The 21,816-nt window shown below is 57.4% G+C and carries 22 protein-coding genes and 2 pseudogenes; 15 read left to right on the top strand and 9 right to left on the bottom strand.

Features of this window, described 5'->3' with window-relative positions; translation table 11 throughout:
- Positions 1 to 10 precede the first annotated feature (10 nt).
- From AC1M2H_RS15020 to AC1M2H_RS15010, 3 genes are read right to left on the bottom strand one after another with little or no spacing between them, the layout of a single operon-like run.
- Positions 11 to 136, bottom strand: a complete 126-nt coding sequence (locus tag AC1M2H_RS15020; RefSeq protein WP_426814837.1) for a DUF2474 domain-containing protein — start codon at positions 134 to 136, stop codon at positions 11 to 13.
- Entirely contained in the window at positions 136 to 1,146 is a 1,011-nt protein-coding gene (gene cydB / locus AC1M2H_RS15015) for a cytochrome d ubiquinol oxidase subunit II (protein ID WP_480147933.1), read from the bottom strand. The genes AC1M2H_RS15020 and cydB overlap by 1 nt, the downstream gene beginning before the upstream one ends.
- Positions 1,146 to 2,543, bottom strand: a complete 1,398-nt coding sequence (locus AC1M2H_RS15010) for a cytochrome ubiquinol oxidase subunit I (RefSeq protein ID WP_480147932.1) — start codon at positions 2,541 to 2,543, stop codon at positions 1,146 to 1,148. The genes cydB and AC1M2H_RS15010 overlap by 1 nt, the downstream gene beginning before the upstream one ends.
- A gap of 240 nt (positions 2,544 to 2,783) precedes the next feature.
- Between AC1M2H_RS15010 and AC1M2H_RS15005 the strand changes: the two genes are divergently transcribed.
- From AC1M2H_RS15005 to patD, 6 genes are all read left to right on the top strand, one after another.
- Positions 2,784 to 4,202 carry an aminotransferase-like domain-containing protein gene (locus AC1M2H_RS15005; RefSeq protein ID WP_480147931.1) on the top strand — a complete coding sequence of 473 codons (1,419 nt, stop codon included), beginning with the start codon at positions 2,784 to 2,786 and terminating at the stop codon, positions 4,200 to 4,202.
- A gap of 300 nt (positions 4,203 to 4,502) precedes the next feature.
- The gene (gene ydcS / locus AC1M2H_RS15000; protein ID WP_480147930.1) at positions 4,503 to 5,648 is read left to right on the top strand and encodes a putative ABC transporter substrate-binding protein YdcS; all 1,146 of its coding nucleotides are present in this window, start codon (positions 4,503 to 4,505) and stop codon (positions 5,646 to 5,648) included.
- A gap of 17 nt (positions 5,649 to 5,665) precedes the next feature.
- Positions 5,666 to 6,679, top strand: coding sequence for an ABC transporter ATP-binding protein (locus AC1M2H_RS14995; RefSeq protein WP_480147929.1), 1,014 nt, complete (start codon positions 5,666 to 5,668; stop codon positions 6,677 to 6,679).
- A 1-nt stretch (position 6,680) separates the two neighbouring features.
- A complete protein-coding gene (locus AC1M2H_RS14990) occupies positions 6,681 to 7,610 on the top strand; it encodes an ABC transporter permease (protein ID WP_480147928.1) in 930 nt (309 codons plus the stop codon).
- A complete protein-coding gene (locus AC1M2H_RS14985) occupies positions 7,600 to 8,406 on the top strand; it encodes an ABC transporter permease (RefSeq protein ID WP_480147927.1) in 807 nt (268 codons plus the stop codon). The genes AC1M2H_RS14990 and AC1M2H_RS14985 overlap by 11 nt, the downstream gene beginning before the upstream one ends.
- A gap of 22 nt (positions 8,407 to 8,428) precedes the next feature.
- Positions 8,429 to 9,853 (top strand): aminobutyraldehyde dehydrogenase, encoded by a 1,425-nt coding sequence (gene patD, locus AC1M2H_RS14980; RefSeq protein WP_480147926.1) that lies wholly within the window; start codon positions 8,429 to 8,431, stop codon positions 9,851 to 9,853.
- Between the two features lie 56 nt (positions 9,854 to 9,909).
- On the opposite strand, the gene AC1M2H_RS14975 is transcribed toward patD, so the two are convergent.
- Complete coding sequence (locus AC1M2H_RS14975) at positions 9,910 to 10,074, bottom strand: hypothetical protein (RefSeq protein WP_480147925.1); 165 nt, start codon at positions 10,072 to 10,074, stop codon at positions 9,910 to 9,912.
- A gap of 602 nt (positions 10,075 to 10,676) precedes the next feature.
- Complete coding sequence (locus tag AC1M2H_RS14970; RefSeq protein WP_480147924.1) at positions 10,677 to 10,799, bottom strand: small membrane protein; 123 nt, start codon at positions 10,797 to 10,799, stop codon at positions 10,677 to 10,679.
- 617 nt (positions 10,800 to 11,416) lie between these two features.
- Between AC1M2H_RS14970 and AC1M2H_RS14965 the strand changes: the two genes are divergently transcribed.
- Entirely contained in the window at positions 11,417 to 11,710 is a 294-nt protein-coding gene (locus AC1M2H_RS14965) for a hypothetical protein (protein WP_480147923.1), read from the top strand.
- 50 nt (positions 11,711 to 11,760) lie between these two features.
- On the opposite strand, the gene yncL is transcribed toward AC1M2H_RS14965, so the two are convergent.
- Complete coding sequence (gene yncL, locus AC1M2H_RS14960; RefSeq protein WP_110274760.1) at positions 11,761 to 11,856, bottom strand: stress response membrane protein YncL; 96 nt, start codon at positions 11,854 to 11,856, stop codon at positions 11,761 to 11,763.
- Positions 11,857 to 12,047: 191 nt separating this feature from the next.
- On the opposite strand from yncL, the gene AC1M2H_RS14955 reads away from it, so the two are divergent.
- The 5 genes and pseudogenes from AC1M2H_RS14955 to AC1M2H_RS14935 all read left to right on the top strand — a co-directional run bounded on the left by AC1M2H_RS14955 (position 12,048) and on the right by AC1M2H_RS14935 (position 16,018).
- Entirely contained in the window at positions 12,048 to 12,221 is a 174-nt protein-coding gene (locus tag AC1M2H_RS14955; RefSeq protein WP_095097536.1) for a GhoT/OrtT family toxin, read from the top strand.
- Between the two features lie 72 nt (positions 12,222 to 12,293).
- Positions 12,294 to 13,043 (top strand): alpha/beta fold hydrolase, encoded by a 750-nt coding sequence (locus AC1M2H_RS14950; RefSeq protein WP_480147922.1) that lies wholly within the window; start codon positions 12,294 to 12,296, stop codon positions 13,041 to 13,043.
- A 237-nt stretch (positions 13,044 to 13,280) separates the two neighbouring features.
- A protein-coding gene (locus AC1M2H_RS14945) for an IS5 family transposase (RefSeq protein ID WP_480147878.1) occupies positions 13,281 to 14,086 on the top strand; the annotation gives its coding sequence in 2 pieces (ribosomal slippage) (positions 13,281 to 13,631 and positions 13,634 to 14,086; 804 coding nt in all).
- Positions 14,087 to 14,166: 80 nt separating this feature from the next.
- Positions 14,167 to 15,767, top strand: a pseudogene (locus AC1M2H_RS14940) (ABC transporter substrate-binding protein).
- Between the two features lie 17 nt (positions 15,768 to 15,784).
- Positions 15,785 to 16,018 (top strand): YdcY family protein, encoded by a 234-nt coding sequence (locus AC1M2H_RS14935; protein WP_480147921.1) that lies wholly within the window; start codon positions 15,785 to 15,787, stop codon positions 16,016 to 16,018.
- A gap of 8 nt (positions 16,019 to 16,026) precedes the next feature.
- Here AC1M2H_RS14935 and AC1M2H_RS14930 read toward each other — a convergent pair whose 3' ends face one another.
- Both AC1M2H_RS14930 and AC1M2H_RS14925 read right to left on the bottom strand, forming a co-directional pair.
- Positions 16,027 to 16,476 carry a DMT family transporter gene (locus AC1M2H_RS14930; RefSeq protein ID WP_480147920.1) on the bottom strand — a complete coding sequence of 150 codons (450 nt, stop codon included), beginning with the start codon at positions 16,474 to 16,476 and terminating at the stop codon, positions 16,027 to 16,029.
- Positions 16,473 to 16,991, bottom strand: coding sequence for an N-acetyltransferase family protein (locus tag AC1M2H_RS14925; protein WP_480147919.1), 519 nt, complete (start codon positions 16,989 to 16,991; stop codon positions 16,473 to 16,475). Before AC1M2H_RS14925 ends, AC1M2H_RS14930 begins: the two co-directional genes overlap by 4 nt.
- Before the next feature lie 181 nt (positions 16,992 to 17,172).
- Here AC1M2H_RS14925 and AC1M2H_RS14920 point away from each other — a divergent pair, with 181 nt between their 5' ends.
- The 3 genes from AC1M2H_RS14920 to AC1M2H_RS14910 all read left to right on the top strand — a co-directional run bounded on the left by AC1M2H_RS14920 (position 17,173) and on the right by AC1M2H_RS14910 (position 19,764).
- Positions 17,173 to 17,748, top strand: coding sequence for a helix-turn-helix domain-containing protein (locus AC1M2H_RS14920; protein WP_480147918.1), 576 nt, complete (start codon positions 17,173 to 17,175; stop codon positions 17,746 to 17,748).
- A gap of 64 nt (positions 17,749 to 17,812) precedes the next feature.
- A complete protein-coding gene (locus tag AC1M2H_RS14915) occupies positions 17,813 to 18,850 on the top strand; it encodes an NADP-dependent oxidoreductase (protein ID WP_480147917.1) in 1,038 nt (345 codons plus the stop codon).
- A 515-nt stretch (positions 18,851 to 19,365) separates the two neighbouring features.
- Positions 19,366 to 19,764: a hypothetical protein gene (locus tag AC1M2H_RS14910; protein ID WP_480147916.1), complete on the top strand. Its 399-nt coding sequence runs from the start codon at positions 19,366 to 19,368 to the stop codon at positions 19,762 to 19,764.
- A 740-nt stretch (positions 19,765 to 20,504) separates the two neighbouring features.
- On the opposite strand, the pseudogene AC1M2H_RS14905 reads toward AC1M2H_RS14910, so the two are convergent.
- A pseudogene (locus AC1M2H_RS14905) lies at positions 20,505 to 21,712 on the bottom strand (IS3 family transposase).
- Positions 21,713 to 21,816: the final 104 nt, after the last annotated feature.

Genomic DNA, 21,816 nt, shown 5'->3' with positions numbered 1-21,816 from the left:
CGATAACACCTTAGGCTTTTAGCCCGGCGGCGGTCATTAGCAGGCGAAAGCCCATGCTCACCGCCGCCAGCGCCAGCACGCTGCCGCCCCACAGCGCCACCATCCAGACTATCTGCTTAAACCATAATCGATTCATCAATGATACCCCTCACCGTGTTGAACTTTGCCGCGGAATACGTAGTAGCTCCAGAAGGTATAGCCGAGGATCACCGGAATAATCAGCACCGCGCCCACCAGCATAAACCCCTGGCTCTGCGCCGGCGCGGCGGCCTGCCACAGGGTGATAGCCGGTGGAATAATATGCGGCCAGATGCTGATCCCCATCCCGCTAAAGCCGAGGAACACCAGCCCAAGCGTCAGCAGGAAAGGGCGCGCGTGATGAGCGCGGCTGCCTAAGGCCCGCCACAGCCAGAGGCTGAGAGCCAGCACCAGCAGCGGCACCGGCAGCAGGAAAAAGATGTTCGGGAAGCTGAACCACCGGGCGGCAATGGCGGGCTGCGCCAGCGGGGTCCACAGGCTGATCGCGGCAATCACCGCCAGCAGCGCCAGCAGCAGGGTCCGCGACGCGGCGCGCATTTTTTCCTGCAGCGGCTCCTCGCTTTTCATCACCAGCCAGCTGGCGCCCAGCAGAGCGTAGGCGATGGTCAGCCCGAGGCCGCAAAACAGGGTGAACGGCGTCAGCCAGTCGAGCATACCGCCGCTAAAGGTCCGGCCGCTGACCGGGAAGCCGTTAATGACCGCGCCAACCACCACGCCCTGGGCGAAGGTCGCCAGCAGGGAGCCGCCGAGAAAGGCGACGTCCCAGAAAGGGCGGTGCGACGGCGTGGCCTGAAAGCGAAATTCGAAAGCCACACCGCGAAAAATCAGGCCCACCAGCATCAGCGTCAGCGGGATCGCCAGGGCGTCGATAATTACCGCGTAGGCCAGCGGGAAGGCGCCGAACAGCGCCGCGCCGCCGAGCACCAGCCAGGTCTCATTTCCGTCCCACACCGGAGCGACGCTGTTCACCATCACGTTGCGATCCTCGGCGTCGCGAATGGTGCAGAATAAAATGCCAATGCCTAAATCAAAGCCATCCATAACGATATACATCAGGGTGGCGAAAACGATGATGGCAAACCAGATTACCGACAGGTCGATAGCCATTAGTGGGACTCCTTATGCTCAAAATTCCCGGTGGCGGCGGAAAGCGGGCGCGCCGGGGTGCCGGTGACCGGTGGATTGACCTCCTGTGGGCCTTTGCGGATCAGGCGCAGCATGTAGCTGTAGCCCACGCCAAAGACCGAGCTGTAGACCACGAAAAACGTCAGCAGGCTGAGGGTCATATGCAGGTCGCCGTGAGCGGAAACGGCGTCGGCGGTACGCTGTACGCCATAGACGACCCACGGCTGGCGGCCCACCTCGGTGGTCACCCAGCCGGCGAGGATGGCGATCAGCCCCGATGGCCCCATCAAGAGCGCGAAGCGCAGGAACGGCTTCGAGTGGTACAGGCGCCGGCGGTAGCGCAGCCACAGCGCCAGCACCCCGAGCAGGATCATCAGCATGCCGAGGCCGGCCATCAGGCGAAATGACCAGAATACGATGGTCGAATTGGGGCGATCCTCTGGCGCAAACTCCTTCAGCGCCGGAACCTGTTTATTCAGGCTATGGGTGAGGATCAGGCTACCGAGCGCCGGAATTTCGAGGCCGTAGCGGGTGCGCTCCTGCTGCATATCCGGCCAGCCGAACAGCAGCAGCGGCGTCGGCTCTCCCGGCAGGTTTTCCCAGTGGCCCTCGATGGCGGCAATTTTTGCCGGCTGATGCTCGAGGGTATTCAGGCCGTGCATATCGCCAATCATCGCCTGAATAGGGGCGACGATCAGCGTCATCCACAAGGCCATCGAAAACATGGCGCGAATGGCCGGGGTTTGATTACCGCGCAGCAGGTGCCATGCCGCCGAGGCGCCGACGAACAGCGCGCTGCTAAGAAAGGCCGCCACCGACATATGCAGCAGCCGGTAGGGGAATGACGGGTTGAAGATCACCGCAAACCAGTCGACGGGCACCACCTGGCCGTTAACCACCTCAAACCCCTGCGGCGTCTGCATCCAGCTGTTGGAGGCGAGGATCCAGAAGGTTGAAATAATGGTCCCGGTTGCCACCATGCAGGTGGCGAAGAAGTGCATGCCGGGGCTGACTCGGTTCCAGCCAAACAGCATTACGCCGAGGAAGCCGGCTTCAAGGAAGAAGGCCGTCAGCACCTCATAGGTCAGCAGCGGTCCGGTAATGCTGCCGGCGAATTGAGAAAACCCGCTCCAGTTGGTGCCGAACTGATAGGCCATTACCAGCCCGGAGACCACGCCCATGCCGAAGTTAACGGCGAAAATTTTCGACCAGAAGTGGTACAGCGAGCGCCAGACGGGATTTTTGCTTTTTAACCACAGCCCTTCCAGCACCGCCAGATAGCTGGCAAGCCCAATGGTGATGGCGGGAAAGATGATATGAAACGAGACGGTACAGGCGAATTGAATCCGCGCCAGGTGGAATGCATCAAGACCGAACATGCAGTGCTCCGCAACAAAATTGATTCAGCATAATTTTAGATGCCGCTGGCCGTCGGTTGCAGAAGCAGAAAGACTCTTTTTTCCTATAACAGTCGCGGGACTGTTATGGATTTTTCGCCGCCGCGGGACGGAAGCGGGTTAAAGACCTGCCGGCGCCTTTAGGCATAACAGTTTTTATAAACTGCCATTTTTTGCCACCTGTTATACTATAGGCCAATACGTTCATCGGCGGACTCATCTATGAAAAAGTACCAACAGCTGGCACAGCAGCTGACCGAACAGATTGCGCTCGGTGTCTGGCAGCCCGGCGACCGCTTGCCCTCGCTGCGCGAGCAGGTGATCAGCAGCGGAATGAGCTTTATGACGGTCAGCCACGCCTATCAGCTGCTGGAGAGCCAGGGGCGAATTATCGCCCGCCCGCAGTCGGGCTACTACGTCGCGCCAAAGCCGGTTAAGTCGCGCCAGCCCGAGCCGCCGGCGCAGGTGACCCGCCATGAGTCGGTGGATATCAACACCTACATTTTTGAGGTGCTGCAGGCCAGCCGCCAGGCCTCGATGCTGCCTTTTGCCTCTGCTTTCCCCGACCCGCGCCTGTTTCCTCTCCAGCAGCTCAACCGCTCCCTGGCCCAGGTCAGTAAAACCGCCTCGGCGATGAGCGTGATTGAAAACCTGCCGCCGGGTAACGACGAGCTGCGCCACGCCATTGCCCGCCGCTATGCGCTACAGGGGATGAACATTTCGCCGGATGAGATCGTGATCACCGCCGGCGCGCTGGAGGCGCTCAACCTCAGCCTGCAGGCGGTCACCGAGCCGGGCGACTGGGTGGTGGTGGAGAATCCCTGCTTCTACGGCGCGCTGCAGGCGCTGGAAAGGCTGCGACTGAAGGCGCTGTCGGTGGCGACGGACGTCAAAGAGGGGATCGATCTGGCGGCGCTGGAGCAGGCGCTGCAGAACTATCCGGTGAAGGCCTGCTGGCTGATGACCAACGGCCAGAATCCGCTCGGCTTTACCCTCAGCGCCGGGAAAAAGGCGCGCCTGGTCGAGCTGCTGGCGCGCTACGGCGTGGTGCTGATCGAAGATGACGTCTACAGCGAACTCTATTTTGGCCGCGAGAAGCCGCTGCCCGCCAAATTCTGGGACCACCAGGATATGACCCTCCACTGCAGCTCCTTTTCCAAATGTCTGGTACCCGGCTTTCGCATCGGCTGGGTGGCCGCCGGCAAGCACGCCCGGCGCATTCAGCAGCTGCAGCTGATGAGCACGCTGTCGACCAGCTCGCCGATGCAGATGGCGCTGGTGGACTATCTGTCGACCCGACGCTACGACGCCCATCTGCGCCGCCTGCGTCGTCAGCTGGCCGAGCGCAAACAGCAGGCCTGGCAGGCGCTGCTGCGCCATCTGCCCGCCGAGGTCAAAATCCACCATAGCGACAGCGGCTACTTTCTCTGGCTGGAGCTGCCGGCGGGGGCCGATGCCGGGGAGCTGAGCGCGCGCGCCCTGCGCGACAACATCAGCATTGCGCCGGGAAAAATGTTCTCCACCACCGCCAGCTGGACCTCATTCTTCCGCTTTAATACCGCCTGGGGCTGGGGGGAGAGGGAGGAGCAGGGGGTTAAACGCCTTGGCGAGCTTATTCGCGAGCTGCTGGCTGAGCCGTAGGCTTATTTTCTCTACGGCTAAGCGCAGGCGGAAAAATAACTACATATTATTATCAGACGCTACCGGTCGTTATTTTACCGGTGTCGGTCATAGGAAATTCGCATAGCCGTTCCCGGTCTCTAACTCCTTGTCTATAATCCATATTGTTGTTCAGCTGTTGCCGTTTTTTGCGGAATGCGCCCCTTGTCACAACCTGAATAAATTTCCCGTGAGGGGCATAGCGCGCCGTCTACTGTTATTAAGGGAGATATTTTTACGGCACGGCTGCCGCTAATTTTATTGTGACAGGAGTAACACCCGATGAGCAAAAAAATTGCCCGTGGCAGCCTGTGCGTGCTGGGGATGGCCTTTCTGACCGCGCAGGCCGCGGAGCCGCCGACCTCGCTGGATAAAGGCGAAGGCCGGCTCGATATCATTGCCTGGCCGGGATATATCGAACGTGGTCAAACGGATAAGAACTATGACTGGGTGACCCAGTTTGAAAAAGAGAGCGGATGTCAGGTTAATGTGAAAACCGCCGCCACCTCCGATGAGATGGTCAGCCTGATGGCGAAAGGGGGCTATGACCTGGTGACCGCATCCGGCGACGCCTCGCTGCGCCTGATTATGGGGAAACGCGTGCAGCCGATTAACCCGGCGCTGATTGCCAACTGGAAGACGCTCGACCCGCGGGTAGAGAAAGGCGCGTGGTTTAACGTTGGCGGAAAAGTCTACGGGACGCCGTACCAGTGGGGGCCAAACCTGCTGATGTACAACACCAAAGTCTTCCCGACCCCGCCGGACAGCTGGAACGTGGTGTTTGTAAAACAAAATCTTAGCGACGGCAAAAGCAACCAGGGGCGCGTGCAGGCCTACGACGGCCCGATCTATATCGCCGACGCGGCGCTGTACGTCAAAGCTACCCAGCCGCAGCTCGGGATCAACGACCCCTATCAGCTCACCGATGAGCAGTATCAGGCGGTGCTGAAGGTGCTGCGCGATCAGCACGGGCTGATTCACCGTTACTGGCACGACACCACCGTACAGATGAGCGATTTCAAAAACGAAGGCGTTGTCGCCTCCAGCGCGTGGCCGTATCAGGCCAACGGCCTCAAGGGCGAAGGCCAGCCTATCGCCACCGTCTTCCCGAAAGAGGGGGTGACCGGCTGGGCGGATACCACCATGCTGCACAGCGACGCGAAGCATCCGGTGTGCGCCTATAAATGGATGAACTGGTCGCTGACGCCGAAGGTGCAGGGCGACGTGGCGGCGTGGTTCGGCTCGCTGCCGGTGGTGCCGCAGGGCTGTAAAGCCAGCCCGCTGCTGGGGGACAAAGGCTGCGAAACCAACGGCTATAACCAGTTTGCCAAAATCGCCTTCTGGAAGACCCCGATTGCGGAAGGCGGCAAGTACGTCCCTTACAGCCGCTGGACCCAGGACTATATCGCGATTATGGGCGGCCGTTGACGGGGCGGAGGCGTGAAATGACGTATGCGGTAGAGTTTCATAACGTCTCGCGGCTGTACGGCGACGTGCGCGCGGTGGATGGCGTCAGCATCGCCATCCGCGACGGTGAGTTTTTCTCCATGCTGGGGCCGTCCGGCTCCGGCAAAACCACCTGCCTGCGGCTGATCGCCGGTTTTGAACAGCTCTCCGGCGGGGAGATTACTATTTTTGGCCAGCAGGCCAGCGAGCTGCCGCCGTGGCGGCGCGACGTCAATACCGTCTTCCAGGACTACGCGCTGTTTCCCCATATGTCGATTCTCGATAACGTCGCCTACGGGCTGATGGTGAAGGGGATCGGCAAAAAAGAGCGCCACCGCCGCGCGCAGGAGGCGCTGGAAAAGGTCGCGCTTGGCTTTGTCCACGCGCGCAAACCCTCCCAGCTTTCCGGCGGCCAGCGCCAGCGGGTGGCCATCGCCCGGGCGCTGGTCAACGAGCCGCGGGTGCTGCTGCTGGACGAGCCGCTGGGGGCGCTGGATTTAAAGCTGCGCGAGCAGATGCAGCTGGAGCTGAAAAAGCTGCAGCAGGCGCTGGGGATCACCTTTATTTTTGTCACCCATGACCAGAGCGAGGCGCTGTCGATGTCCGACCGGGTGGCGGTGTTTAATCACGGGCGCATCGAGCAGGTCGACGCGCCGCACGATCTCTACCTGCGCCCGAAAACGGCCTTTGTCGCCGGGTTCGTCGGCACGGCCAACGTCTTTGACGGCGAGCTCTCCGCCCGGCTGTGCGGCATGCCGGGCAGCTGGTCGCTACGTCCGGAACATATCCGACTGAGCGGCGGCGGCGAGGTTCAGGTCGAGGGCGTGGTGCAGGCGGTGCAGTACCAGGGGGCGGCAACGCGAATCGAGCTCAAGCTGGCCGACGGCGACCGGCTGCTGGTGAGCCAGGCGAATAGCGACGGCGCTGCTGCGCTGAGCGTTCCGCAGGCGGGACAGCGGGTGCTGGCGTCCTGGTCGCGCGGGGCGATGGTTCCTCTGGAAAACGGGGGCTGATATGGCAACGATCATCGCCAACGCTCCCTCCGGGCGCCTGTCGGGACTTTTCTGGCGCCGGCCTTCGCTGGGGCTGTTTTTGCTGCTGCTTGGCCCGCTGATGTGGTTTGGCATCGTCTATCTGGGTTCGCTGCTGACGCTGCTGTGGCAAAGCTTCTACACCTTCGACGACTTTACCATGTCGGTTACCACCGACCTGACGCTGGCCAACCTCAAGGCGCTATTTAACCCGGCCAACTACGACATTATTATCCGCACGCTGGTGATGGCGCTGACGGTCACCGTGGCCAGCGCCGTTCTGGCCCTGCCGATGGCGTGGTATATGGCCCGCTACACCAGCGGCAAGATGAAGGCGTTTTTCTATATTGCGGTGATGCTGCCGATGTGGGCCAGCTATATCGTGAAGGCCTACGCCTGGACGCTGCTGCTGGCAAGAGATGGCGTGGCGCAGTGGTTTCTGCGCCATCTTGGGGTGGAGGGCGCGCTGAACCTGCTGCTGACGATCCCGGCGGTGGGTGGCAACACGCTGTCGACCTCGGGGCTGGGCCGCTTCCTGGTATTTGTCTATATCTGGCTGCCGTTTATGATCCTGCCGGTGCAGGCGGCGCTGGAGCGCATACCGGCGTCGCTGCTGCAGGCCTCTGCCGATCTCGGCGCCCGGCCGCGGCAGACCTTCCGCTACGTGGTGCTGCCGCTGGCTATCCCCGGGATTGCCGCTGGGTCGATTTTTACCTTCTCGCTGACGCTGGGGGATTTTATCGTGCCGCAGCTGGTGGGGCCGCCGGGCTTTTTTATCGGCAATATGGTCTATTCCCAGCAGGGGGCGATCGGCAATATGCCGATGGCGGCGGCGTTTACCCTCGTGCCGATTGTCCTGATTGCCCTCTATCTGGCGTTTGTTAAGCGCCTGGGAGCGTTTGATGCACTCTGAACGCGCACCGCTATTGCTGAAAATAGCGACCTGGGGCGGGGTTATCTTCCTGCATTTCCCGCTGCTGATCATCGCTCTGTACGCCTTTAATACCGAAGACGCCGCCTTCAGCTTTCCGCCGCAGGGCCTGACGCTGCGCTGGTTTAGCGAAGCGGCCGGGCGAGGCGATATCATCGATTCCGTGACGTTGTCACTGAAAATAGCCGCGCTGTCGACCTCGATAGCGCTGGTACTTGGCACGCTGGCTGCAGGAGCCCTGTGGCGCAGCGCTTTTTTTGGCAAGAGCGCCGTGTCGCTGCTGCTGCTGCTGCCCATCGCGCTGCCGGGGATCATTACCGGCCTCGCGCTGCTGACGGCGTTTAAGGCGATTAACCTCGAACCGGGCCTTTTGACCATCGTGGTGGGGCACGCCACCTTCTGCGTGGTGGTGGTCTTTAACAACGTTATCGCCCGCTTTCGCCGCACCTCCTGGAGCCTGGTGGAGGCGTCGATGGATTTAGGGGCCACGGGCTGGCAGACCTTCCGCTACGTGGTGTTGCCCAACCTCGGCTCGGCGCTGCTGGCCGGGGGAATGCTGGCGTTCGCGCTGTCGTTCGATGAAATTATCGTCACCACCTTTACCGCCGGGCACGAGCGCACGCTCCCGCTGTGGCTGCTGAATCAGCTGGGACGCCCGCGCGATGTACCGATAACTAACGTTGTCGCTCTGCTGGTGATGCTGGTGACGACCATTCCGATTTTAGGGGCCTGGTGGCTAACCCGTGACGGCGATATCAGCGCTGAAAACGGCAAATAACTGACGTGTACAGGATCATACTATGCAACATAACCTTTTGATCAACGGCGAATTAGTGGCGGGTGAAGGCGAACTGGTGCCGGTATTCAATCCTGCTAATGGCGAGGTGCTGCTGGAGATTGCGGAGGCGACGGCGGCCCAGGTGGATGCCGCCGTGGAGGCGGCGGATCGGGCCTTTATCGACTGGAGCCAGAGCACGCCGAAAACCCGCGCCGAGTGCCTGCTCCAGCTGGCGGAGGTGATTACCGGGCATGCGGAAACCCTCGCCAGGCTGGAGTCGCTGAACTGCGGCAAACCGCTGCACTGCGTGATTAACGACGAGCTGCCCGCGGTGGCGGACGTATTTCGCTTCTTTGCCGGCGCCGCGCGCTGCCTGCCCGGCATGGCAGCCGGCGAGTACCTTGAAGGGCACACCTCGATGATCCGCCGGGATCCGGTTGGGGTGGTGGCCTCCATCGCGCCGTGGAACTATCCGCTGATGATGGCGGCCTGGAAGCTGGCCCCGGCGCTGGCGGCGGGGAACTGCGTGGTGATTAAGCCTTCCGAGATCACGCCGCTGACGGCGCTGAAGCTGGCCGAGCTGGCAAAGGATATCTTCCCGGCCGGCGTCCTCAACGTGCTGTTTGGCCGCGGTAAAACCGTTGGCGATCCGCTGACCGGCCATCATAAGGTGCGGATGGTCTCGCTGACCGGGTCGATAGCCACCGGGGCGCATATTATCGGCCATACGGCCTCCTCGGTTAAGCGGACGCATATGGAGCTGGGCGGTAAGGCGCCGGTGATCGTCTTTGATGATGCGGATATTGATGCGGTCGTGGAGGGCGTGCGGACCTTTGGTTTCTATAACGCCGGCCAGGACTGCACCGCCGCCTGCCGCATCTACGCCCAGCAGGGCATTTATGACCAGCTGGTGGAGAAACTGGGGGCCGCCGTTGCCAGCCTGAAAATCGGCCCGCCGGAGGACGCCGCGACGGAGCTGGGGCCGCTCAGCTCGCAGGCGCACCTCGAACGGGTGAGCGCCGCCGTTGACGCCGCGCGCGCGCTGGCGCATATCAAAGTGGTGACCGGCGGCAGCAGGGCGTCAGGGAAGGGATACTACTACCAACCGACGCTGCTGGCCGGGGCGAAGCAGGAGGACGATATTGTCCAGCGCGAAGTGTTTGGTCCGGTAGTGAGCGTCACCGCGTTCAGCGACGAGGAGCAGGCGCTGGCGTGGGCCAACGATTCGCAGTACGGTCTGGCCTCGTCGGTGTGGACCCGGGATGTTGGCAGAGCGCACCGCCTCAGCGCGCGCCTGCAGTACGGCTGCACCTGGGTGAATACCCACTTTATGCTGGTGAGCGAAATGCCGCACGGCGGGCAAAAGCTGTCGGGCTATGGCAAGGATATGTCGATGTATGGCCTCGAGGATTACACCGTCGTGCGCCACGTGATGATCAAGCACTAAACGCAGCATGCCGCCGGCGGAGCGCGTTCAGGCCCGTCGGCGGCGAAATCTGGCAATCAGTGGCGCGTCAGGCCGTTAATCGAATCAGAGTAGCGTTTTAATTTGATGATCTTATCTTTCATTATCCAGCTCAGCTCTGAAATTTTATCCCTGATTTCGCTGACTTTCGCTTCATCCACGTTAATGAGGTTGGCTTTCGCGCCCGGCACGCCCGTCGCCATCGTTCTGTTGGTTTCACAGAGGAACAGGAACCCCGGGTTGTTGGATTAGATTTGGCGCCGGCCCGTTGGCGGCAAAACGGCGGGCCGTGAAGTGCAATAATAACCTGCAGATTATGTTAGCCAGCTAATAATCATCGATGACAGGAATTGCTAAGACAAGGGGAGGAGAATATGAGACTATTCTTATGCCCCTTCAAGAGCTAAGCCATGATGAGTGCCGGAGATAAGCGCCGGATGGGGCCCGCAAATATCCTCGCCCCTGCATCAGCCATGCAGGGGTTTTTTTGCGCTTTTTCCGCGTCGCGGAATGTTGCGTTCACGTTTACCCCGGATAGTTTCCTCTGCGGCTGAACGGCGCGGGGGCGTTTCGCCTGTCCCGAAGCCCCCGTCACGGGTGGCCGCATGAGCGCGGGAATAATCAAAGCGGGGTAGATGGAGCAGGGTGTAGGAAAGAGGTTGGTCTACGCTATTGATTCCGGAAGTGGTTACATTGACGCAACACACCCACGCCGCCGGGCGCGTGAGCCAATACGCACAAAATGAGAATGGTAAATAAATTTTTCGCTATTGCCGAGGCTATTCGGCGAGGCTGGTGCATTAGCCTAGCGTTTATCCTTTTTACTCGGCAGATTTGACTGACGCCGTTCGCGCACGTAAGAAATAAGATTGTAAACTGCGATAACCAGTAATATTAACGCCACAATAAGCACGGCAATCCCGGACATATTCCACCTCAAATTTAAAATGAGCAACTGAAAAGGTATTCATAACCAATGTTTATGAATGTAAATTCATCTTTGAAATAACGCAAATGGTATTTGTTATCTTTCAAATGAAGACCAGCCAGGCTGGCGCGGTGAGGATCGGCCTAAGGCCGCACCAATCATAGGGTTGTCCGCATTTTTAGCGCTCTGGCGGCAAAGTGAGATTTAAGAAGTATCGCATTTTCCGCTAATAGAACTCTTCGTCATACATTATTGTTAGTTAACTATCCGCGTGCGTTTATGCTGGTTTTTTAAGCATAATCTGATACTTCCTGATGGCCAGATGGGGATTTGTAGCAGCGAAGGCTCGTTTTCTTTAAGAAGTCCGGTTAATTTATTTTGTTCGCACCCTAATAAATCATATCCATTCTTTTTATGGTGCTATTTGCCAGCCCATGCTTTGACCCGGACTCTCTTTTTAAGCGTGTCAGCAGTATTGCCGAAATGTATTTCAGGTTTATTTCTTAGCCATGACGTTATTAGTTAAAATTAATGTTTAATTAATGTTAATGGTTAGATCGAGTTTGTATCTATTGAATGTTAGCGGCCGTTTGGCGTTTGACTTTAACGGGGCGGCCATGCGAACATTTGTCATAATTTGTTACTTTGAAGTTGATTTTGTTTTGAAAAACATAGCATTTCTTCTGCTGGTGGCCTGTGCCAGCGTCATCCTCTATGGGAACCTGCCCGCTCAGCGCGTTTTAAGTTGTGAAAAACAGGGGGCGAGCGAAGCCGTTTGTCTCTCCGCTGAATGGGATAGCGAAAAGGTTAATCCGCTGCCGGCGTATAATCCTGAGAACCTCAAGGCTACCGCCGTGTTGCAGGCTGCGTCGCGGGCGGACAATGCCCATACGGCCGCTATCAAATCGTAAAAAAGCAGCCCATTAAGGCTGCTTTTTTAGGTTTCTTTGCTGAGAAAAAATCAGTAAAACCAACCAAAACGAACGGATAACAGGCTAATTAGCGCTAATGCTGCGCCGACATTAATCAGAATTACGGTTTTGCTGGAAACATCCATAACGCCACCTTTATGAGTAAGCCTCTACAGGTATAGTACGAGGTCAAAGGATGTGCTATCAGACAAGGACGAATCGGGCGTTTTCTGTTGGCTACGCGTAGCATTTTTACTTTGTCGAGCATGAATCTCTGGCCCGCTTTCCGCTGCTGAAAGAGGCGCGCCGTAAGGGCGTTTTCAGGGAAGGACTAAGAATGACCCTATATCAAAAGATGCTGATTTTTTATGCGGTGATGGGATTTATCTGCGCAGTTATCAGCTGGTTTTTAACCAAAGAGAGCCGTCTGATTCGCCTGCTGGCCGCGCTGCTAATCGGCGCAACCTGGCCGTTTAGCTTTCCGACCGCGCTCCTCATTTCGCTGTTCTGAGACGAAGAAAACGTTGGCATCCGCCAATGATTACTGTATAAAAATACAGTATCAATTGACAGGGGCCTATCTATGCACGCTTTCTTCTCCTCCCTGGCCGGCGCCACCGTGCGCTGGTTCGACCTGCCGGGTAGCGGCGACCCGATCGTTTTTATTCACGGTCTGGGGTGCGCCTCCTCGTACGACTATCCTCGAATCGCTGCCGATCCGGCGCTGTGCGGGCGACGGGCCGTGCTTATCGATCTGCCGGGCTACGGCTATAGCGATAAACCCGCTGCGTTTGGCTACAGCACCACCGAACAGGCGCAGGTGGTGGTTGAGCTCCTTGATCATCTGCAGCTGGCGCGCTGCTATTTATACGGCCATAGCATGGGCGGCAGTATTGCCATTGAAGCGGCTGCACGGTTAGGTGAACGCGTGCTGGCGCTGCTGGTGGCCGAGCCTAATCTGTACGCCGGCGGCGGGGTATATAGCCGGGCCATTGCCGGGCAGACGGAAGAGGCGTTTGTCGCCGGAGGCTATGCCAACATGCTGGCGGCGGAATCTTCGCCCTGGGCCGGGTCTCTGCAGAGCAGCGCGCCCTGGGCCGTCTGGCGAGGGGCAAATAGCCTGGTATCCGGCGTAACGCCGTCGTGGTTTACGCTTTTCTGCCAGCTTTCTTGTCCGAAGACGCTTATCTATGGCGAGCTGTCGCTCCCGGCGCAGGAAGCCAGGGATGCCGTCGCGCAGGGGATTACGCTGCAGGTTGTGCCCGATGCCGGGCATTCAATGGCCTGGGAAAATCCCGCCGCGCTGGCGGCAGCGATCGCCAGCCGCTGCTGACGCGGCCTGCCGCAGTTGGTGAGCCGGTAACATTGATCCGCCGCACCGCGGGATGGGCGATCGGCGATTTGACTAGCTTTAGGCCGCTGACGACTTCAGCCGATTAAACGCGGCAACAAGGCGGCGGGTGTTGAATAAATCGGCGAAAACGGCGTTTTCAGCATAACCTGATACTAAGAGCCTATCCCAAAAGGAATTATCGTATAATACGTTACGGTAATTTCTGAGGGGGAATGTATGGCGGGTAGCAAGTGGCAGATCAGCGACGAACTATGGGAAAAAATGGCTCCACTCATCCCGGAGCATAAAACCAGCCACCCACTGGGGACTCATCGTAGACGCGTTGATAACCGTGCTGCCATGGATGCCATATTCTTCGTCCTCAGGACCGGTTGCCAGTGGAACGCCCTGAACGCCACCGGGATATGTTCATCGAGTTCTGCACACCGACGCTTCCAGGAATGGCGCGATGCGGGAGTCTTCGAACGCTTCTGGCAGAACGGTTTGCTTGCCTGCGAACATCTGGACGGCATTGACTGGTCCTGGCTGTCGATGGACGGCTGTATGACCAAATCGCCATTGTCAGGAACAAAAAAACAGGCCGTAATCCCACGGACAGAGGGAAACAAGGCGTAAAGCGTAGCCTGCTGACAGACGCCAACGGGCTTCCTCTGTCGCTGGTTGTTGCAGCAGCGAACACGCACGATATCAAACTGGTTGCAGATACGCTCGATGCACTTCAGACGGGGCGTCCGGGGCAAAAACTCAGACTCTGCCTGGACAAAGGTTACGAAGCTGGCTGGCTGAAAACGTATCTACAGAGCCGCCGCTACGAGCCGCATATCCAGTCCCGTAAAGAGGAGTCTGATGCAGGTAAAAACACCGACTTCAAAGCCCATCGCTGGGTTGTCGAGAGGACTCATAGCTGGATGAATCGCTTTCGCCGGGTTCTGACCCGATGGGAAAAGAAGGCCGAAAATTACGAGGCCATGTTGCATTTTGCCTGCGGCATCATTGTCTGGAACAAAATCCTATTGGGATAGGCTCTAATTGATTATTTGCCGGTTGATTCCTGCTGTGCTGTTATTAGGGGGCATATAACAAATTTATAAGGTTTATAACCATGTCTACAGGGAAAACACGTCTTGCTCTGGCGCTGAGCGCGCTGCTGCTGCCGGCCGCTGCGGCCTCGGCGGCCGGTAACGATACGCTGGTCTACTGCTCTGAAGCCTCGCCGGAATCCTTCAATCCGCAGATTGCCAGCTCCGGCCCCTCGTTTGTGGCCAGCTCCCAGGTACTCTACAACCGCCTGATTACGTTCGACCCGCAGAAAAATACGCCGGTTCCTTCGCTGGCCACCGACTGGAGCGTCTCCCCGGACGGCAAAACCTGGACTTTCACCCTGCGCAAAGGCGTGCAGTTCAACAGCAACAAATACTTCAAGCCGACCCGCGATTTCAACGCCGACGACGTGCTCTTTTCGGTGCTGCGCCAGCAGGATGCAAAACATCCGTACCATAACGTCTCGCAGGGCAGCTACGAATACTTCCACGACGTCGGGCTGGATAAGCTGATCAAAGAGGTGAAAAAGATCGACGATTATCACGTCCAGTTCGTGCTGACGGAGCCCAATGCGGCGTTCCTCGCCGACTGGGGGATGGATTTCGCCTCAATTCTCTCCGCGGAATATGGCGACGCGATGCAAAAAAAAGCACCCCGGAGTATGTCGATACCTGGCCTATCGGTACTGGCCCGTACGCGCTGCAGCAGTATAAGGTGGATTCACAGATCCGCTACATCGCCAACCCGCACTATTGGGAAGGCGAGGTGCCGACAAAGCATCTGATTTTCTCAATCACGCCAAACGTTGAGACGCGGCTGGCGAAGCTGCAAACCAATGAGTGCCAGATTATTCCGGCGCCGTCGCCGGTGCAATTCCCGGTGATCAAAGGCAATAAGGATCTGGCTCTGCACTCGGTTGAAGCGCTGAACGTCGGCTATCTGGCGTTTAACACCGAGAAAAAACCGTTCGATAACCTGCTGGTGCGTCAGGCGCTGAACTACGCGACCGACAAGCAGGCGATCGTTAAAGCGGTGTTCCTCGACTCCGGCTCCGTGGCGAAATCGCCGCTGCCGGCTAACATGCTCGGCTATAAGAAAGATCTCCCTGACTACGACTACGATCCGCCGAAGGCCAGAGCGCTGCTCAAGCAGGCCGGGCTGGAAAACGGCGCAGAGGTTACCCTGTGGTCGATGCCGGTGCAGCGGCCGTATAACCCGAACTCCCGCCGCATCGCGGAGATGATTCAGAGCGACTGGAGCAAAGTTGGCATTAAGGCCAAAATCGTCACCTACGAGTGGGGTGAATATCTCGCCGGTATGCGCAAAGGCGAACACGATAGCGCCCTGTTCGGCTGGATGTCGGATAACGGCGATCCGGACAACTTTGCCGGCACGCTTTTGAGCTGTGATAACATCCAAACCGGCTCCAACGTCGCCCGCTGGTGCGACAAGTCCTACGACGCGCTGGTGAAAAAGGCGCTGCTGGTCAGCGATCCGCAGGCGCGGGCGAAGCTGTACGGCCAGGCGCAGGAGATTTTTTATCAGCAGGCGCCGTGGATTGCCCTGGCGACGGGGAAAACCTTCTACGCCACGCGCAGCAACGTCAGCGGCTATAGCGTGAGCCTGATGGGCAGCGACTTTTCGAAGGTAAAACTAAATTAAGCCGAAAGGAGGGCAGGATGGCACATCTGGATGAGGTTATCGCCCGCGTGGACGCGGCGATTGCCGAAGGGGTGATTACCCATATGAACGAGCTGCTGATCGAGCTTAGCGATGACGCTGAGCTCGACCGCGACGATCGCTATACCCAGCAGCAGCGTCTACGCACCGCGATTGCCCATCACGGACGCCAGCACCAGGAAGAGCTGGAAGGGCGGCGTGAGCAGTTGACCAAAGGCGGCTCTATCCTCTGATATCCGCGTCAGAACTGGCGTCTGGCAACCAGCCAGGCGCCAATTACCAGCATGACCGCTCCGCAAAACGGCCCCACCAGCGCGCGAAACGGCGCGCCGTGGGCGCGCACTAAATCGATGATCAGGCCGCCGACCAGCTGACTGGCAATGAGCACCGCAATGGTGGTTGCCGCGCCGACGTTCTGATAGCCGCTGATGCTGACAAAGACAAAAAATGACCCCAGCAGGCCCGGAATCAGCGTCCACCACTTCACGCTCACCGCCAGCTCATGAACGCCCGCCGCGCCGTGGCGCAGAAGCAAAATAGTAACGAAAATAACGATCCCGACCAGCGAATTAAGCAGCATCGCAATCAGGATGGTGGAGGCGGACTGGGTAATGCGCACCATCAGCGTATTCTGCACTACCAGCCCGATTCCGGCGGCGATAAGGCAGGCTAGCGTCAGCGACTGGTTCATGCCTCGGGATCCGGTTCGCGGCGATCGTCGAGCTGGAGCTGCATAAAGGTCAGATCCAGCCAGCGGCCGAATTTGGTGCCGACCTGCGGCATCTGGCCGGTGGTCACAAAACCGAGGGTTTCATGGAGATGCAGCGAAGCGTGGTTCTGCGCCTCAATGCCGGCGACCATCACGTGTTTCTTCAGACGACGGGCCTCTTTAATCAGCGCCACGAGCAGGGTGCGGCCAAGCCCTTTTCCCTGATGATCCGGGTGTACGTAGACCGAATGCTCGACGGTATGGCGAAAGCCGTCGAACGCGCGCCAGTCGCCAAACGATGCGTAGCCGGTCACCACGTCGTCCTCTTCGCTTACCAGCACCGGGAAACCGGCCAGCTGGCGGGCTTCAAACCAGGCAATGCGGTTATCGGTGTCGACGGTTTTATCATTCCAGATAGCGGCGGTGTGCAGCACCGCATGGTTGTAGATCCCGGCAATCGCCGCACAATCCTCTTTACAGGCATAGCGGATGGTCATAGTAAACCTCAGGTTTTGTACACTATAGTAGTACGATATTATTACAATAATGTACGCGGCGCTGTCACCTGTTTTAGGCATAATTTTTACGCTGGTACGCCATCCCGCGCGCTTGTGGGCGGAAAAAGGGGAACCAGCGCCGCCTTGTTACGCCGCTTTCTATACACTATAGTACTACGCTATGAATACTATCGAAGACAATATCAATCAGCGCATCAGCGCGCGCATTCGCATCGAGCGGGAGTCCCGAGGCTGGTCCCTGAGCGAGCTGGCGGAACGCGCCGGCGCGTCGCGGGCGATGATCCACAAAATCGAACGCGGTGAGAGCAGCCCGACGGCTTCGATGCTCGGGCGTCTCTCCGGCGCATTTGGCATCAGTATGTCGACGCTGATCGCCCGGGCGGAGGTGCAGGAAGGTAAGCTGCTGCGCTTTGCCAGCCAGCCGGTGTGGCGCGATCCGCAGAGCCACTACCTGCGCCGCCACGTCTCCCCGCGTAGCGACCTGCCCATCGATCTGGTGCAGGTGGAGCTGCCCGCCGGCAGCGACGTCCCGATGCCCGCGTCCTCCTATGCGCTGGCGCGCCAGCTGATTTGGCTGCAGCAGGGCGAGCTGGTCTTTGTTGAAGGCGCCGCGCGTCATGAAATGCGGGCGGGAGACTGCCTGGAGCTGGGGCCGCCTAACGACTGTCGGTTTATCAATGAGTCTTCCTCTTCGTGCATCTATCTGGTCGTCAGGCTGAATCAATCTGCCTCATAATGCCAATGCAGGCGGCGGTAATTGCGGCTAGCCTCAGTACAGGTCTTTAAAAGAGGAGTTTGCTATGGCTTTTAATTCGCAACGTCACCGCCGCTGGGTGCTGGCTTCTCGTCCACACGGCGAGCCGACCGGAGACAATTTCCGCCTGGAAGAGGGCGATGTGCCGTCTCCGGGTCCGGGGCGGGTGCTGCTACGTACCGTGTTTCTCTCTTTAGATCCCTATATGCGCGGCCGCATGAGCGACGCGCCGTCCTACTCGCCGCCGGTTGCTATCGGCGAGGTGATGGTGGGCGGCACGGTGAGCCGGGTTGTTGCCTCAAACCATGCCGACTTTACCCCCGGAGAGTGGGTGCTGGGCTACGGCGGCTGGCAGGATCACGAGCTGTCTGACGGCAGCGGACTGGTGAAGCTGGGCGCGCAGCCGGAGCATCCCTCCTGGGCGCTCGGTCTGCTGGGCATGCCCGGTTTTACCGCCTATATGGGGCTGCTGGATATTGGCCAGCCGAAGGCCGGCGAGACGCTGGTGGTCGCCGCCGCCACCGGGCCGGTGGGCGCAACGGTAGGGCAGATTGCTAAGCTCAAAGGCTGCCGCACCGTCGGGATTGCCGGCGGCAGCGAGAAGTGTCGCTATGCGGTCGAGACGCTGGGCTTTGACGTCTGCCTCGACCATCGGGCGCCTGTTTTTGCCGAACAGCTGGCGCAGGCCTGCCCGCAGGGCATTGACGTTTATTATGAAAACGTCGGCGGCAAGGTGTTCGATGCGGTGCTGCCGCAGCTGAATACCTCGGCGCGGGTGCCGGTATGTGGCCTTGTCAGCGGCTACAACGCGACCGCGCTGCCCGACGGGCCGGACCGTCTGCCGCTGCTGATGGGCACGCTGTTGAAAAAACGCATTCGGATGCAGGGTTTTATCATCGGCCAGGATTACGGCCACCGTATTGCCGAGTTCCAGCAGGAGATGGGGCGCTGGGTGCAGGAAGGCAAAATCAAGTACCGCGAGCAGCAAATCGACGGCCTGGAGAGCGCTCCGCGCGCGCTGATCGGCCTGCTGAAGGGCGAGAACTTCGGTAAAGTCGTGGTCCGCGTTTCACCCGACGAGTAATATATGATGCCCCGGCGGCGCCAGGCGCCGGGGCGACGATCTGCAAGGCGCATCCCTTCGTTAACTCCCTTTTTTACCTCTCAAAAACTATTGATTTCAATATTGATAGAGTAATACCTAATTGTTGCATAGATAAGCATTTCAATTCTATGTATGCCCGTGATCAATGAAATTCCTTGATGGCCAGGAAGTTGGGAAATGGTTTAAAAGTTTCCTGACCATGCATTTCTCCCGGAGGTATCATGATGGCATGTGGCCGAGAGACTTATTGTAAGCATACCTGTTTTTGTTCCACTCGTTTTTTGAGACTTCCGGGTTTTCAGCCATCGGTCGATACTCTTCCTGCGTCAGATTATCCAGGGGATTTATGGGGTCGCTCGCTGTTTTATCATTGTTGACGCCTGTAAAAAAATTGATAACATGGGATGTTAAATAATTAGAGATCCTTTTAATGGTGTGACTGGTATACGTGCAGGTATTCTTGAAAAAGCGATGAGTTTTAATGGGGCATTGAAATGAAAAATATAGATGAATTAACTCTTTTTCCGCTTGATGAGCAAGAAATAACATTTGAGGGTTACATTGTTTATCAGGATGATGGTGATCTTTATATTATTGGATTGGATTATGGTGAGGATTATACTAAGAGTCCTTCCATTGCTGTTAAAAATAAAAATCTGTCTGATAATCTGGAAGCTAATGTCAGCTTGTATGGTGGAGGAAATACGCGATTATTCCATCATGTAAAGTTGAAAGGTGTATTAGAAAAAGAAAATCTAACTGGTAAAAAAAGTATCCTTGTAAAAGAGTTGAGTGTGGAGGATAACGGACAATGGATATCAATTGATGTAGATAAATATTATGAGACGAGGAGCGGGAAAGGCTTTAATTGGCATGATCTGTTTGATAACTAATATTAATTTTATCTGCTGTTGAGGGCGGGGGGGTAAAAAATGACACATGTCTGAGGAGATAGATAAAATGCATTATTTAACAGAAAGGCTGTACCAGAGACACTGTTGCAAAAATCTGGAGTTATCATCTCCTTTTACTGACGGAGCATTACATGAACCCATTCAAAGGCTGGGATTTTCAGCGTGACATTATCCTGTGGGCCATACGCTGGTACAGGGGTTTGAGGGCCAATGGAGTGAAAACGTACGCTAAGGATTTAATTAATTGTTTATATTGAAATTTAACGATGTTATCTGATGGCTTCATCCACGGTAGTTCGCCATTCCTGAGCCCTGATTTCTCTGAACGTCTTCGAACCCACCGACACACTTGAAATCACCATGGCCGGAGCCAGAGCCTTAAGGGGTTCCAGACTGTTAACCAGTGCAGCCCGGGAACCGCCATCTGAGCTGTTTATATGTGACTCCCAGACCCCATTTTTCATATAGATGGTGTATCGCCTGTGAAAAGGTGATTTTTTCCAGACGGGGATTTGACGTAAAAACAAACACTGCCGTCTGTATGCCCCCAGATGTTTGAATAACTCCAATATTTCCTTGTACCCATTCTCTTTTCTCAAAAAGAATATCGATTACTCAACGCTGGTAGACAGCTACGGCTTCAACGGCCAGGTGATGATGCAGGGATCGTGCAACGGCGAGCTGATCTTGACCCGCCATCTCCGGACAGCTTTTGTATCTTAAGTTAACGATGCCCGCTGCCGCCGGTACTCTCTCGGAGAGTGATATCCCAGCGCACTGTGCGGGTGATTTTCATTCTAGTGATTGAACGCCGCTGCAAGGTTCTGTAGCGCTGTTCCCACATCTGGTTTTGGCATGAACGCGATGTAATCTTCCTTCATCGTTTTCACGAACCGTTCGGCCATGCCGTTACTTTGTGGGCTGCTCACCGCTGTTGTACACGGCTCCAGATTCAGTTCTCGCGCGAACTTCTTCGTTTCATGCGCGGTGTACGCTGAACCGTTATCTGTCAGCCACTGCACTGGTTTACCCGGCAGCGTGCTACCGAAGCGCCTTTCCACTGACCTCAGCATCACATCCTGTACCGTTGAACTGTCGTAGCCTCCCGTGCTCGCTGCCCAGTCTATGGCCTCCCGGTCGCAACAGTCCAGTGCGAACGTCACCCGAAGCTTCTCGCCGTTGTCACAACCGAACTCGAAGCCGTCTGAACACCAGCGCATATCGCTTTCCGCTACCGCGATTTTGCCTTTATGCTCCCGCTTCGGACGCTCTGGTTTATCACGCAACAACAGCAGATTATGTTCGCTCATTATCCTGTAAAGCCGTTTGGCGTTCACCGGTGGAAGTCCCTCTACACGGCGTTGCTTACGCAGGATACCCCACACCCGCCGGTAACCGTAGCTGGGCATGTCGCTGATGATGCCGAGGATCTCCGACAGTATCTCTGCATCAGCTTCGTCATTACGCCGGTTGCTGCGCCTGTCCTGCCAGTCGGCAGAGCGGCTCACCCGCAGTGATAACTGCGCACGCGACACGCTCATGGTGCGACTAACCAGAGCTATTCCCCGTCCTTTGGCAACAAGGGCGCGTGCGCTATCCATTTTCGCGACTGGCCGTACTCCACCGCTTCTTTGAGGATCTCAACTTCCATCGTCTTCTTACCCAGGAGACGCTGTAGTTCCCGGACCTGTTTGAGTGCAGTCGCCAGCTCCGAAGCCGGAACCACTTCCTCTCCGGCCGCAACGGCGGTGAGGCTACCTTCCTGATATTGCTTCTTCCATTTAAACAGCAGACTGGGCTGAATACCGTGCAGACGAGCAACGTGGGAGACATTCATACCCGGCTCCATTGTTTGCTGGATGATGGCAATTTTCTCTTGCGGAGTCTTACGCTTACGGGCTTCTTGCCCTAACAGGATCCCGGTCATCTCAAAATTAACATGGTTGTTAGACATATATTTAAGCCTATCTCTTATCTGGAGATACAGCTACTGTCCGGTGTTTCAGGGGGCTACATCACGTGCAACGGCGA

It is taken from the genome of Klebsiella sp. F11 (assembly GCF_056712265.1).
Note: the sequence above shows the minus strand (reverse complement) of the source record. Positions and strands in the feature narration are given on the sequence as shown.